Here is a 13,294-nt window from a genome sequence, read left to right on the forward strand (position 1 = left end):
AAAGAACTATGTACAGTAGTATGGGAGAGAATATGCCAATCTGCGAATACGGAGGTATAATTCCTATCGCAGCGGAAAAGATTGTGAACCCGATTATGGAAACCGTCAGAAGCGTCTTTCTTCCAATCCTGTCCCCAAGAAAATTACCGAGGACGGTGGAACCAAAAGACCGGGCAATAGCGCTGAACGTTACCGGTATGATTGTGAGAAGAAACCCAAGATAATGAAGACTGGCCGGGAAGAATGCTGTACTCATTCCCGTATCAGCTAAGGCAACTAGGTAAGCTATGGATACATAACCGTCAAGCAACCAGCCTCCCCAGGCAGCAAGGACCTGGGAAATCTCCGTTCTGTTCAGACCGAATATAGTCAATCCTGCACTTTTGTTTTCCATAAATTCACCACTAAACTCTCTCAGGCAAAGCAACCGATTGCGAAGTGCCCGAACCCGACCTTATTCAGTCATGGGTTACATATTGCTACCAAAATACAAGTCTTTAATTCATATTCTTATATAATAATTGCGATACTTTGAATCGAGTTTACGCACCTTCCTATTCCCCTTATCTGCCAAACCCTCATCCAGTTTAGATTATTAGAGGTGCCCGTCTTTCTCCAGCCTTGACTTCAGGTTATGGATCATATCTTGGACGGTTCTCTCCAGATCATATTCTGGCGAGAACCCCCAGTCCCTGACGGCGTCACTGCTGTCCAGGCTTGCCGGCCAAGAATCCGCGATTTTTTGCCTGAAATCAGGCTTGTACTCGACCTCAAGATCTGGAATATACTTCCTGATAAGTCTGAACAGGCCTTCCGGATCGAATGTATATGCAGATACGTTATAGTCCATCGAAAACCTCAGCTTAGATCTGGATGCCTCTGCAAGCTTCATAAATGAGTTTATTGCGTCCGGCATATACATCATCGGAAGTCTCGTATTACCCTCCAGGAAGCATGTATATTTCTTCCCGGTTACGGCATGATAGAAAACATCTACGGCATAATCTGTGGTGCCTGCTGTGGGAGCCGTTTTGTGACTCAGGAGTCCGGGGTACCTGAGGCCCCTTACATCAAGATCGAATTTCTCGAAGTAGTAGTTTCCAAGGAGCTCAATGGCATATTTTGTTATGCCGTACATCGTTCTTGGTTTTATCACGGTAAGGGTGGGCACATTGTCCTTGGGAGTTTCTGGGCCAAACACACCTATTGTGCTCGGTATCATAACTCTTTCAACACCATTTTCATGGGCACTTTCGAGGATGTTGAAGGTCCCCTGAAGGTTCACAGAGAAAGCCAGACCAGGGTTCTTCTCACCGACTGCAGAAAGTATAGCAGCGAGATGAAAGACCGTGTCAATTCCATTTTCTCTGATGATAGAATCCATATTTGCCCTGTCCATTATATCCAAATCTGCAAAAGCAATCCCCGGTGGGAGAACGCACTTTTTGACATCTGAAGCCACTATACTATTACTGCCGAATCTTGAAGAGAGATAGGATATCAGTTCACTGCCAACCTGACCGCATGCACCTGTTACCAGAATATGCTTAAACGCCATGTCCGGCAATAGTAAGTAAAATTAAAAATGTATGCGAACAACTGGCATAAAATAATATCGAAAAAAGGGCTATCCATGCCATGAACAAGATGGAGTGGGTCAACCAGGAGATCTCTGATCTCAAATCTAGCGGCAGATATGTGCCCATAAGAGTTTTGCAGGGTGCTCAGGGTGCATGGGTCAAGATTGATGGCATAAAAAAACTGAATATGTGTTCTAACAACTATCTAGGGCTTGCCGATCATCCAGAAACCGTGAAAAGTGCCATGGATGCTCTCAAGGAATATGGAGTTGGTGCAGGAGCGGTTAGATCCATTGCAGGAACAGGTGAAATCCATATCGCTCTCGAAAAGAAAGTGGCAGCTTTCAAGCATATGCAATCATCCGTCGTTTTCCAGGGAGGATTGCTCGCCAACACCGGCACCATACCAGTGCTGGTTGGAAAGGATGATGTAGTGTTCAGCGAGGAGCTTAACCACGCAAGCATAATAGATGGTGTCCGGCTTAGTTCTGCAAAGAGAGTCGTGTTCAAACATATGGATACAGAAGACTTAAGAAAACAACTTAGGGAGCACAGATCAGAGGGAAAACGTGCTCTCATAATAACAGACGGAGTTTTCAGCATGGATGGGGACATAGCACCCCTGCCAAAGATCGTGGAACTTGCAGAAGAATATGATGCCATGTCATATGTTGATGATGCCCACGGAGAGGGAGTTCTCGGAGACCACGGAAGAGGTATAGCCGATCATTTCCACCTGTCCTCGAAAATAGATGTGGAGATGGGCACCTTCTCAAAGGCACTTGGTGCAGTGGGAGGTTTTTCTGCGGGATCAGCACAGCTTACAGACCTTATAAAGCAGAAAGCCAGACCTTTCCTTTTCAGCAGCGCCATGAATCCGGTTGATGCGGCTGCCGTTCTTAGATCCATCGAAATACTCGAGAGTGACGACTCTCTGTTGAAGAGACTTTGGGACAATTCCACTTATCTCAAGAGTGGGCTTGCAGAACTGGGATTCAACACCGGAACAAGCAAGACGCCTATAACCCCTGTTATCGTTGGGGATGAAAAGAAGACCTTGGAACTCAGCAGGCAGCTTTTCGAAAACGAAAATGTCTTTGCCTCTCCCATAGTGTTCCCCACCGTTGCAAAGGGGACTTCTAGAATAAGGCTTATGCCATCTGCAGTGCACACAAAGGACGATCTCAATGTAGCTCTGGAAGCCTTCGCGAAGATTGGAAAAGGCCTAGGGATAATTGACTGACGCTTTTTCATGGATACTTTCAGTCCCTTCCTTTCGAGGGAGGTGGGTTTTGAAGTGTACAGGTTCCATGGAGACCTGGCGGAAGGTACAGTAATTGATCGCCCAAACAGGTTTATTGTCAATGTGGTCGGGCCCTCTGGGATTGTATACTGTCACCTTCACGATCCTGGTAGACTGGAGGAACTAATCTATCCAGGAAACAGAGTGCTGATAAGGGAGACCGTTGGCGTGAAAACCGATCATTCCATTACTGCAGCGCTGAATAACTCGAGATGGATCATAACAGATACGAGGATACATTCTGAAATTGCTTCAAAATTTCTCCCACCGGATGCGCAGCGTGAGGTCAAGCTTGGAAGGAAACGACTTGACTTCAAATCAGGAGAGTATTATATCGAGGTAAAGGGCTGCACACTAATGATCAGTGGAAAAGCAATGTTTCCGGACGCTCCAACCAAACGCGGCAGGGAGCATATGGATCTTCTTGCGCAACTTGCTGAAAATGGTCAAGGAGCAGTTGTCCTGATTCTTGTCATGCGTGATGACGTAACGTGCTTCGCACCAAACTGGAGAACAGATCCAGAGTTTACAGAAGCTTTCGAAAGGGCAATGAAGGCAGGAGTTGAAAGAAGGATTCTGACCTTCAGTCTGTCAGGAAATAGGGTTATTTTCAGAGGCGAAATTGGAATGTGCTAAAACTCATGCAGTTTTATTTGATCTGAATACATGGTGAACCATGGCATTTATAATACTGACAACTGTATCCAAAATGGCGGACGCTGAGAGAATTGCAGGAATAATGGTGGAAGAGAAACTCGCTGCGTGCGTGAATATTATGGAATCTATCAGGTCAGTATACAGATGGAAAGGCAGGATAGTGCGGGAAAATGAAATCATGCTAATAATTAAGACTTCGAGGGAAAGGTACAAACATGCCATGTTCAGGATAGCTGAGATCCACCCTTATGAATTGCCCGAAACTTTAGCCCTCGAAATATCCGAAGGAAGCTCGAAATACCTAAAATGGCTTGAGGACAGCACGGCGGTGCCGTAATAAAATGGTGAACAGGATCAACCGGAATAATATCCTGACAATTTACGAGAAGATCAGGGAACAGAGCCCCTCGCATCACTTTGAATTCAGTGATCCATTTTGGGTTCTAATCACAACCATTCTTTCCCATCGAACAAAAGATAAGGTGACGGACGCAGCATCCAGATCGCTATTCAATCGGTATCATGACGCCAGAGGCCTGTCAATTGCCAATTATGGGGAAGTGAGAGATCTCATCTCAAGAGTAGGTTTCAACAGGGCAAAGGCCCAGCGCGTCATCGATGCAGCCAGACTGGTTGAGGAGAAGTACGGCGGTAAAGTCCCTGGTGAAATGGAAAAATTGATGGAATTTCCCGGAGTCGGAAGGAAGACCGCAAATGTTGTACTCGCGGACTCTTTTGGAATACCAGCGATCGCAGTTGACACGCATGTCCAGAGGATAGCAACGCGCCTTGGGATCTCCAGATCAAAGGATCCGGCAGATACTGAGGAAGCATTGAGAAAGATTGTTCCAAAGGAAATCTGGATAGGTTTCAACCCCACACTGGTTGAATTTGGAAAACATATTTGCCGCCCCGTTGGACCGAGGTGCGAGGAATGCCGCATCAATCAGTATTGTGCGTATTACCTAGCCAAGACGAGGGGAAAGAGCAAAAAGCAGATCTCCGGTGCGAGTTCTCATCGTTGACGCAGATTGTGATCAATTACCGGGTTGTGGAAATTGGTGCAATCAATTATTATAGTCATTTTTATTATTATAATTATATGACGTATGAAGAAGATATCAAGGACAAAATCATCGCAAGCAGGAAAATGTCCGACGACGGTGACCTCGTCACCTATGATCTAACAAAGGGAATAGATTTTTCGAGACCAAAGGCCGTCGCGGAGGCCCTTTCCATGGCTTTCTTCGAGAAAGATGCAATTAACTGGTTCCAGGCTTCTGATGATAAAATAGACTTCAAACCAACGTATAAGGTCCGCTTTGTTATGGCAGAAGGCGATAACAAGAAACTGGAGGAAACAGTGGACGACTTCCTTAAAGATCTGAAAAGAAAGGAAATATATAATCACTTTGAGGATCAGGTTAAGAGGGATTCGGAAAGCGTAGGAAAAATGAGGGCGGCTATGGCTTCTGGCGTTATGAACAAACTTCTGGACAAGCATCTGAACGGCGGGCTTGACAGAAGTTATGTGGAAGATGATCTGCTCACAGATATTCTTGAGAAGATTGAGATACGGTCGCTTAACGACCGAGACCTGATGGACTGGGAACATCTCCCACTCTAAGTAAGACATTCCCTTATTGTCATCTTCTTCTCGCTCGGCCTTCCGGCTTTATGTAAAGACCCTAATGTGAGGATGGGCATGTTGTATGGTAAAACCCATAAGATTTTTAATGTAGTTGCTTATCTGCAGATACAAACGCGATTTCTATGAATAACAATGGAAACTATGATGTGGTAGTTGCTGGGGCAGGTCTGTCCGGAAACCTTGCAGCTACGATGGCTGCAAAAGCCGGCCTTAATGTGCTGATGGTTGACAGGAATCCGCAGGCTGAAGTTGGAAAGAAGACCATCTGGGGCTGGACGTGCGGTGATGCAGTGGCAGGAAGCCACATTGACTTTGTTACCAAAAAAACAGGAGCTTCATTTTCGTTCCCTGAACTCGACAGAAGGGTTGACGGAGTTTATGCCCTCTCACCCGACCTCGAGACTAAATTCATGTTTGAAGGTGTGGGTTTTACCCTTGATAGGCCGGAGTTCGAAGCAAAGCTGCTGCAACTGTCCCTTAAAAGCGGCGTCCACTACTTGCCTGAATTCGAGGTTGATGCCCCCGTTATTGAAAATAATTATGTAACTGGAATAAAGGGAAGGACAAAGGATAAGGAAATTAAAACGTTCACTGGAAAGATTGTGATTGATTCCCTTGGAGTATCCACCGTCATAAGGAGAAAACTTCCGGAAAATCCCTATGTGGACAGAACTGTGGATATCGATGACATTGAATCCACTGGTCGTTACATTTATGAATTTGAGCTTGACCATGAGGATCCCAGGTATTATGATCCCGATAATGCTCTGATCCATCTGAATACTGAACTTGCCCCCGGAGGATATGGATGGGTGTTCCCGAAAAGCGGAAACCGCATTAACATTGGGATTGGCGTTCAGAAGAGAAGCCTGGATCTGAGGAACAAAAAGACGGGAAGAAACGACAACCTTCAGACACTAATAGACAATTACGTAAAGTGGACCGGGGTTTTCAAGAATCTTAAACTATTCAACAAGAACAATAACGGAAAAGGGAACTGGTCAGTTGCAGTTCGCAGGCAGATGGAATCCCTTGTGTATAATGGCTACATGGGAACGGGAGACAGCATGGCAATGCCAAACCCGATAAGTGCAGGGGGTATAGGACCTGCGATGATCTCAGGTGTTCTTGCCGGAGAAAATGCCGTGAGGTCCATAGAATCTGGTGATGTCAGCCTAAGAGGATTGTGGAACTACAACATTGACTATAACAACGCTTATGGAAAAAGAACGGCAGGCATGGAGATATTCCGTATTTATCTGCAGTCTCTTGACAACGACATACTCAACTACGGTATGAAGAACTTCCTCACACGGAAGGAGGCGTCTGACATAACGCTGGGCCTTATACCGGAGCTAAGCATGGCTGCGAAATTCAAACTGGTAATGAAAGGAGCCAGAAATATAAGTGCCTTCAGAAACCTGATCTACGCTGTTAAGAAGATGCAGCTAATGAACCAGATCTATGACGCCTATCCAAAGACTCCAGAGGAATTCCTGAAATGGAGACCTCAGGTTACAGAAGAGATTGAAGAAGCAAAAAAACGATTTCCGGTCACCTGAGCATAACCGGCTGGAATTCGTTGGGCTGGAAAGCGGAAATCTCAGGAGAGAGTGCCGGATAGCTTGATGCTTCCGGAGGTGGTATCCCTGTATGACGTTATAGTTATTGGTGCAGGCCCTGCTGGATGTCAGGCGTCAAAGAGGTGTTCGGATCTTGGACTGAAGACACTTCTCATTGACAGGAAATTGGAAATCGGGGCACCACTGAAGGACTTTGAGATTGTAAGTTCCAGAGACCTAGCTGACAATGGTATTACACCGGATGACCATTGGCTTTCAGCAAAAATAAACAAGATCAGGGTGCGCTTTGCGGACAAAGAAACTGTGCTTGTTCTTGATGACGACGATATCTACAGCATAGAAGCTGATAAATTTATCAAACACCTGGCAGCATTGTCCTCTCAGGCCGGGACAGATATCATGATCAGGACTGAGGCGGTTGCTCCAATCGCTGAATCCGGGGTTATTTCTGGCGTTATCATGAGGAATGGTTCTACATATACCACGGAAAGATGCGGTATGGTTATCTATGCTGGTGGATATGATTCCCCTTTCCTTGAACAGTCTTCTGAACTGATTATGCCGCGATCCACGCTCATAGCAAAGAGTTTTCATAAGAGGATAATCGGTAACTTTGGCGATATGAACGTGGGAATTGTTGATGTGAGTGAAGACCTGGATTCCGTTATGGCTGTAATACCAAAGGGAAACCACACAGCAAATGCAATATTTATCTACAGACCTCAAGACATAGATGCCAGTGCAAAAATAGATCAATATCTTTGCAAGAACCTGAAAATGGACAGGCATGGAAGTATTCAGGAAGTCCAGGCAGATATATACAAAAGGGTGAAACCAGCAAAAATCGGAATACCCGGCCTCTTACTGGCCGGAGATACTGCTGGAATCAACGCTGAAATGTGGCCCTTTGGAATCGGTAGGAGCATGCTTTCTGGAACGGCGTCAGCTGACGAAGCTTTCGAAACCTCAGTAAAGGGTGACAGCGGAATTCATGCTGGATATGCAAACGTTCTCAAGAGCATTTCCGGAAGTCTTGGAGCTTTGAAGATCATGAATGACTTTAACTGCATGAATCCGGATATGTTTTCCAGCAAATTTAATTCAATAGGCAGCGAACGACATCTGAAAGGGCAGGTAGATTTTGAGAAACTGTTGACGGAATTCCTTTAGCCTATTTCATCAGCTCTTCATCTAACCCGAAGTTCCCTGCTTTCATCTGAGCTCGAAGCATCTTCTTGAACCCACGATTTCCCTTGATCATTTTGAAGTTGTTCTTCATCCCTTTGTATTCCTTGAGCAGGTTCCGCACTTCCGCCTCTGACTTTCCGGAACCTCTGGCAACCCTTGCTATGCGCTTGGAGTTAAGAAGTTCAGGTTCCTCCAGTTCCCTGAATGTCATGGAGTCCATGATGACCCTGTAATTGAACAGCTTATTTCCGGCATTCTCTACGTCTTCCTGCCCAATCTTTGGGCCTCCCGGAAGTCTGGAGAGGGGCAGTGAATCCACAAGTTTCTGTAGAATCCCGGGCTGAGAAAATTTCTCCCAGACATCGTACATGTCCTTGAGGTTGAATTTTCCAGACATGAGCTTATTTACTGATTCCTCTGCCTCCTCCTCAGTAATATTTGTCTCCTTAAATGTCTCCATGAGGGTCTCCAGGTCCCCAAGACCCAGCAATCTTGACAAAAACTTCTTTGGATTGAAAATTTCGAAATCCTCCATGTGTTCTCCGGTTCCTATGAAATAAACTGGAGTCTTTATTTCAGCCACTGCACTGAGAACTCCTCCACCCTTTCCCGTTCCGTCCATCTTTGTGATTATGACTCCGGTTATGCCCACCGCAGAATCCAGCGCCCTAGCCTGAGGCCCGGCCTGCTGGCCAACGGTAGCGTCCATCACCAAGAGTACCTCGTCCGGCTTGACGTGATCCTTCAGGCCCTTTATTTCTGCGATGAGTTCCTCATCGAGGGAGTCCCTGCCACTTGTATCTATAATTTTAACGTGAAGATCGGATAACTCTTTCAAGCCATTCTGTGTTATTGAAAGTGCGTTCTTTGAGTTCTTTTCACCGTAGAATCCAACGTTCAGTTGCTGTGCTATGTGATGCAGCTGCTCATAAGCAGCGGCCCTGTGAACATCGGCTGCAATAAGTCCAGTGTTCAGTCCCTTCTTCGTAAAAAATTTTGCAAGCTTCCCTGCAGATGTTGTTTTACCCTGCCCATATAGTCCAACCAGCATGATTGTCTGTGGCTTGAGGTTGAGACTGGATTCCACTCCAAGAATCTTAAGAAGTTCGTCGTAAATTATCTTAACGACAAAATCCTGTTGCGGCATGCCTGCAGGTGGCTTTTCCTCAAGAGCCCTCTGTTTCACTGTGTTTGTTAGGCTGAGAGCCAGCTTTACGTTGACGTCCGCCTTAAGCAGTGCCCTCTGGATATCCCTCGACACTTCTTCCAGAAGTTCTTTGTCCACAAACCCGGACCGCGATATTTTTCTGATAGTATCCCTGAGAGAACTGGCTAAGTTGTCCAGAACCATGATTCCTTAAGATAAAATATGGTTATATAACCGTATCGAAGCAGCTAGTACTCTCTCCATCTGTGACCGCAAGAAGCGCAGGTGTAAAATTTTGTCTCAGGTTCATCCGCAGATCTCGTCTGCTTGAGCAGATAGTAGGCTCCCTGATGTTTGCATTTTGGACACACAGCGTCTGAATCCAATGGTTCTGCATTCTTTTCCTCCTTTATCATTATTGCTTCCTTGGAGTTCCCCTTGTTTAAAATCTGTGACTTAACACCGTCGGCCTTCGTTTTCTTTACTTCGTAGCCACAGTTGTTGCAAATATACTTGTCTTTGGTTGGCGTCATGAGGGATCCGCACTTGCTGCAGAACATAACCTCTTGTATGCCAGATCTGTATTTAAACTGATTTATATTCCCTGAAAAAACGCCATATTTATTATTTGGTCGCGGTTGACTGCTTATGTACGATGAGGATAGGACTGAAGAATTCTTGAGGAAGTACCGGAACATTGCCGTAGTAGGTATTTCTGAAAACCCGGAAAGACCAAGCTATGACGTAGCGAGCTATCTTCTCAAGCAGGGCTTTAACATAATACCCATCAATCCAGCACTTCAATCGTGGAAAGGCATTAAGGCATACAAGGATCTGAGATCCATACCAAGGGACGTTAAGGTAGAAATTATCGACATATTCAGAAAACCAGACCAGATTCTCCCGATCGTGGAGGATGCCCTAGCCATACATCCAGAGGTTATATGGATGCAGGAAGGACTCATGAACGAAGAGGCGGCCCAACTTGCAAAGAAGAACCACATTAAAGTAGTGATGGACAGATGCATGAAGAAAGAGCACATACGTCATGCTCAAAGATAATGAGAGAGAACCATTAATGGAGATAGCCATATCTGGCCTTCCTGATCACTTATCCAGGGCATTTGCTGTGACCATGTGTGGATAATCTCAAGCTTTTGCTCGCAATACTGATGATTCTATCGCTTTTGCTCTTTTTTCCCCGTTAAAAGAGAGGCAGGGGCATTTAAAATGACAGGAGAAGAGGTCAGATGATTATTGCTCTTCTTCACCATTGCCTCTCCATCCATTCTTTTTAATGGTGTGGATTCTTTGCCTCAGCTATATTCTAACTCCTTTTCATACGCTGATTTTAGCTGTTTTGGATGCGATCTTCGTTGCGTTCCTAAAATGATAATGGTTTTCGCTTGCCCATATCGTGTAAAGAGAGAAATAATATAACAATGAGCTTGTATTTATAATCGCGAAGTGATCTCCAAGTAACTGCAGTACTCTTTAACCCTTTTTCCTCCTTTATCAATGTGAGAACGATGTACTTACAATAAATCAAATAGAGTGGAGGTTGCAGATTTCATGCTGAAAACAGAAAATACCCATCAACGTTGCACCGTAGTATTTTTCATTACCACGATAGTTCTGCAATCGTCCTACATATTTCTGAGTTGCCTATCATTTGCCCGTCCACTGAGATTAGAATGGTTTTGAAAGATTCATCCGGATCATTAAAGGACGACCATCGACTCATTATCATTGATTCTTTTTCTATTTTTCATTATTTTAACACTCAGTGCTGCAATATTAGAGAATATAAGAGAAAGAATAAGGTTCAAGATAACATGTAGACAGTTAAAGTCGGTCCGCGTAAACAGAACATATTTTAAAGAGTTTTATGAAGAAATGATAGCCTCAGACTTTGTTTCCAGGGATTTAACGGAAGCTATTTCGCTTAATGGTGAAATTACTGGTCGAGAATTACCTTTCCATCAGGCAATATATTGATCTCCATCCCTGAAGACAGAATACCGTTTTTTATCTTTCCATGCTGGCTCATTCTGATCATTGTGAAAAGCTCCGGGATCGATAACGCGATTTTCACCCCGTTTCTGTTTCCTGTATCAAGAATTTCTCTGATTGCATCAAGAATCTGGGTCTTTTCTGCGACCTTCAACCGGACCGAGTACCCTTCTTGGTTAGCAAATTTTATTGTGTTGAAAGCCCTTTCTACATTTCTTAGCGCTCTCTTCTCCAGAATAGTAACGTCCTGCCTGGTTATTTTCAGCAGTCTTGCGATTTCCATTCTGCTTATATTGTTTTTTCTCATTCGCAATATTTCAGCCTGCCTTTCCGTAAGAAACGTGTTGCTAGCATAACTGACCTTGTTTGCCACGGTCGCTAATTGCGATCTGTTAAATAATACTGTTTACTTATGTGTGACAATAAACACTTTATTCAACACATACATCAACGTAATCAAAGCTAACTGGTGGTTGATTTGAAAAATCTTAGTGCTGCAATAACCGCAATAATAGTTGTCGCAGTCTTGGTCTCTTCTGTTGTGTTACTTGATAACGGGTTACTTGGAAATAAGAACAGTGGATTGATCACATACACTGCAGATGCTTATACCATTGAGGCGGAATACTTGTTAAATAGCTTTCACAACGCAACCGGTGCACAGGTGGAGCCGGTAACCAGTGGAGGATCCTATGCAGATGCTGAGGAAATAGCTAACGGGCATCCTGCCAGCGTTTTCTTATCCGTTGCTCTCAATTCTTACGATAGGTCGTACCTTGGCCCAAGATACAGTGGTTGGGCCATAGCATTTGCAGCGGATCAGATTGTTCTGGCGTATAATTCTTCCATTATTTCCGGCAGTTCGCCGGCCGACGGAATCGCACAATCAATCGTCAAAGAATTCCAAACCGCCAATTTGACAAACAGTTCCACCGAATACAGGCAAGCTTTTGCAAATCTGACTTCCGGAGTCGTCAAAATAGGCATATCTAATCCAAACGAAGACCCTGCTGGCGTGAGAGCATATACGAGCCTTGAGATAGCCGGATCAATCTTCGAAAACGATGTCAGTTATTACCTGCAGAGAATGCAGGAGAACCATTCCAATGTCACAGCTTCCAATGCAGCTTCCCTGGTCGCCCCGCTTGATGTTGGCCAGATCCAGTTTCTATATATATACAAGTCTGCCGCAATATTGCATGATCTGAAGTACATTGCACTACCAGATTTCTTGAATTTCGGATCAGAGAATAAATCAGCGTTCTATGGTGAATACTATTATAACATATCTACAGGGGAAGTGAGGGGCAGCCCAATATACCTCTTCATATCAACCATTGCTAACAACACTGATGCGTCTGTTGCTGACAATTTCGTGACATATGTTGTGAAAAACAGCAGTAATCTTTCGAGATTTGGCCTGGTTCCACTATCCCAGAGTCTGTTATTCTCAAATGTCACAGTGCCGGCGTGGTTGGATAACCTTCAAAACCAGGGCGTGATCAGGAATGCGGGTGGCTTAACCTGAAGTATACACGGAACGTGAAATTTAAGAATTCCGCTGGCAGAATAGACTCCGTGTCGATAATCGCCTGGGTGACGATGGTGCTGTTAGCTATACCCATATTCTACATTCTGATCTATGGGTTTCTAATATACGGATCTGCAGTTGCGCGTGAGAGTGCGCTGTTTAGGTCAATCGAGCTTACCATTATATCGTCCGCAATCTCTGCCGCTATTGTTTTCATGATTTTCACACCTCTCGCCTTTGATCTTTCACGCAAACAGAACAGTTTACTTGAAAGCGCTTCTGACATTCCAGCCTCCATACCGCACCCAATCGTGGGAATTGCATTCTTGATCCTTGCAAGCCCCATAACACCGTTCGGTTCATTCCTCTATTCCATTGGAATCAATCTTTACAACAGCTTCCTTGGGCTTATAGTTGTCCTATCATTTGTATCTGCACCCGTTTACATTAGGTCGGCTCAATCAGTATTCTCGGCAATGAACAGACACCACGAAATGCTTGGGTATTCACTAGGAAGTTCCAGGCTATCTGTCCTTTATTCCATTGTTGTTCCATCAAATCTAAAGGATCTAGTTTCTGCGACACTTACGGCCATGAGCAGGGCGATGAGTGAGTTCGGCTCAGTCGCCATACTGACCTAC

Annotated in this window: 15 protein-coding genes; 10 read left to right on the forward strand and 5 right to left on the reverse strand. The window is 44.8% G+C overall.

Going from position 1 to position 13,294, the window contains the following annotated elements; genetic code table 11:
* Both QW597_01550 and QW597_01555 read right to left on the reverse strand, forming a co-directional pair.
* Positions 1-394, reverse strand: a 394-nt coding sequence (locus QW597_01550; protein ID MEM0155273.1) for an MFS transporter, incomplete at its 3' end; no start/stop codon positions are given.
* A gap of 201 nt (positions 395-595) precedes the next feature.
* Positions 596-1,558: an NAD-dependent epimerase/dehydratase family protein gene (locus QW597_01555; protein MEM0155274.1), complete on the reverse strand. Its 963-nt coding sequence runs from the start codon at positions 1,556-1,558 to the stop codon at positions 596-598.
* Between the two features lie 80 nt (positions 1,559-1,638).
* Between QW597_01555 and QW597_01560 the strand changes: the two genes are divergently transcribed.
* The 7 genes from QW597_01560 to QW597_01590 all read left to right on the forward strand — a co-directional run bounded on the left by QW597_01560 (position 1,639) and on the right by QW597_01590 (position 7,944).
* A complete protein-coding gene (locus tag QW597_01560) occupies positions 1,639-2,823 on the forward strand; it encodes a glycine C-acetyltransferase (GenBank protein ID MEM0155275.1) in 1,185 nt (394 codons plus the stop codon).
* Between the two features lie 54 nt (positions 2,824-2,877).
* The gene (sfsA, locus tag QW597_01565; protein MEM0155276.1) at positions 2,878-3,519 is read left to right on the forward strand and encodes a DNA/RNA nuclease SfsA; all 642 of its coding nucleotides are present in this window, start codon (positions 2,878-2,880) and stop codon (positions 3,517-3,519) included.
* Positions 3,520-3,559: 40 nt separating this feature from the next.
* On the forward strand, positions 3,560-3,877 hold the full coding sequence (gene cutA, locus QW597_01570) for a divalent-cation tolerance protein CutA (GenBank protein ID MEM0155277.1): 318 nt from the start codon (positions 3,560-3,562) through the stop codon (positions 3,875-3,877).
* Between the two features lie 4 nt (positions 3,878-3,881).
* Entirely contained in the window at positions 3,882-4,565 is a 684-nt protein-coding gene (gene nth / locus QW597_01575) for an endonuclease III (GenBank protein ID MEM0155278.1), read from the forward strand.
* 77 nt (positions 4,566-4,642) lie between these two features.
* Entirely contained in the window at positions 4,643-5,167 is a 525-nt protein-coding gene (locus tag QW597_01580) for a hypothetical protein (protein ID MEM0155279.1), read from the forward strand.
* A gap of 146 nt (positions 5,168-5,313) precedes the next feature.
* Complete coding sequence (locus tag QW597_01585) at positions 5,314-6,753, forward strand: NAD(P)/FAD-dependent oxidoreductase (GenBank protein ID MEM0155280.1); 1,440 nt, start codon at positions 5,314-5,316, stop codon at positions 6,751-6,753.
* A 66-nt stretch (positions 6,754-6,819) separates the two neighbouring features.
* The gene (locus QW597_01590) at positions 6,820-7,944 is read left to right on the forward strand and encodes an NAD(P)/FAD-dependent oxidoreductase (protein MEM0155281.1); all 1,125 of its coding nucleotides are present in this window, start codon (positions 6,820-6,822) and stop codon (positions 7,942-7,944) included.
* Between the two features lies 1 nt (position 7,945).
* On the opposite strand, the gene QW597_01595 is transcribed toward QW597_01590, so the two are convergent.
* Positions 7,946-9,313 carry a signal recognition particle protein Srp54 gene (locus QW597_01595; GenBank protein ID MEM0155282.1) on the reverse strand — a complete coding sequence of 456 codons (1,368 nt, stop codon included), beginning with the start codon at positions 9,311-9,313 and terminating at the stop codon, positions 7,946-7,948.
* A 44-nt stretch (positions 9,314-9,357) separates the two neighbouring features.
* Positions 9,358-9,669: a transcription factor S gene (locus QW597_01600; GenBank protein ID MEM0155283.1), complete on the reverse strand. Its 312-nt coding sequence runs from the start codon at positions 9,667-9,669 to the stop codon at positions 9,358-9,360.
* Positions 9,670-9,757: 88 nt separating this feature from the next.
* On the opposite strand from QW597_01600, the gene QW597_01605 reads away from it, so the two are divergent.
* Positions 9,758-10,171 (forward strand): CoA-binding protein, encoded by a 414-nt coding sequence (locus QW597_01605; GenBank protein MEM0155284.1) that lies wholly within the window; start codon positions 9,758-9,760, stop codon positions 10,169-10,171.
* 895 nt (positions 10,172-11,066) lie between these two features.
* On the opposite strand, the gene QW597_01610 is transcribed toward QW597_01605, so the two are convergent.
* Positions 11,067-11,495, reverse strand: coding sequence for a Tfx family DNA-binding protein (locus QW597_01610; GenBank protein MEM0155285.1), 429 nt, complete (start codon positions 11,493-11,495; stop codon positions 11,067-11,069).
* Between the two features lie 105 nt (positions 11,496-11,600).
* On the opposite strand from QW597_01610, the gene QW597_01615 reads away from it, so the two are divergent.
* Both QW597_01615 and QW597_01620 read left to right on the forward strand, forming a co-directional pair.
* The gene (locus QW597_01615) at positions 11,601-12,650 is read left to right on the forward strand and encodes a substrate-binding domain-containing protein (protein ID MEM0155286.1); all 1,050 of its coding nucleotides are present in this window, start codon (positions 11,601-11,603) and stop codon (positions 12,648-12,650) included.
* Between the two features lie 14 nt (positions 12,651-12,664).
* Positions 12,665-13,294 (forward strand): ABC transporter permease subunit (locus tag QW597_01620; GenBank protein ID MEM0155287.1); only part of this gene is annotated, 630 nt, incomplete at its 3' end.

Source organism: Thermoplasmataceae archaeon, assembly GCA_038729425.1.
In the GTDB taxonomy this organism is placed as follows: Archaea; Thermoplasmatota; Thermoplasmata; order Thermoplasmatales; family Thermoplasmataceae; genus B-DKE.

What these genes read in the sequence shown, in the direction of transcription:
- QW597_01555 (MEM0155274.1), bottom strand. Translation starts at nt 1,558, where the DNA reads ATGGCGTTTAAGCATATTCTGGTAACAGGTGCATGCGGTCAGGTTGGC.
- QW597_01560 (MEM0155275.1), top strand. Translation starts at nt 1,639, where the DNA reads ATGAACAAGATGGAGTGGGTCAACCAGGAGATCTCTGATCTCAAATCT.
- cutA (MEM0155277.1), top strand. Translation starts at nt 3,560, where the DNA reads ATGGCATTTATAATACTGACAACTGTATCCAAAATGGCGGACGCTGAG.
- nth (MEM0155278.1), top strand. Translation starts at nt 3,882, where the DNA reads ATGGTGAACAGGATCAACCGGAATAATATCCTGACAATTTACGAGAAG.
- QW597_01580 (MEM0155279.1), top strand. Translation starts at nt 4,643, where the DNA reads ATGACGTATGAAGAAGATATCAAGGACAAAATCATCGCAAGCAGGAAA.
- QW597_01585 (MEM0155280.1), top strand. Translation starts at nt 5,314, where the DNA reads ATGAATAACAATGGAAACTATGATGTGGTAGTTGCTGGGGCAGGTCTG.
- QW597_01590 (MEM0155281.1), top strand. Translation starts at nt 6,820, where the DNA reads ATGCTTCCGGAGGTGGTATCCCTGTATGACGTTATAGTTATTGGTGCA.
- QW597_01595 (MEM0155282.1), bottom strand. Translation starts at nt 9,313, where the DNA reads ATGGTTCTGGACAACTTAGCCAGTTCTCTCAGGGATACTATCAGAAAA.
- QW597_01600 (MEM0155283.1), bottom strand. Translation starts at nt 9,669, where the DNA reads ATGTTCTGCAGCAAGTGCGGATCCCTCATGACGCCAACCAAAGACAAG.
- QW597_01605 (MEM0155284.1), top strand. Translation starts at nt 9,758, where the DNA reads ATGTACGATGAGGATAGGACTGAAGAATTCTTGAGGAAGTACCGGAAC.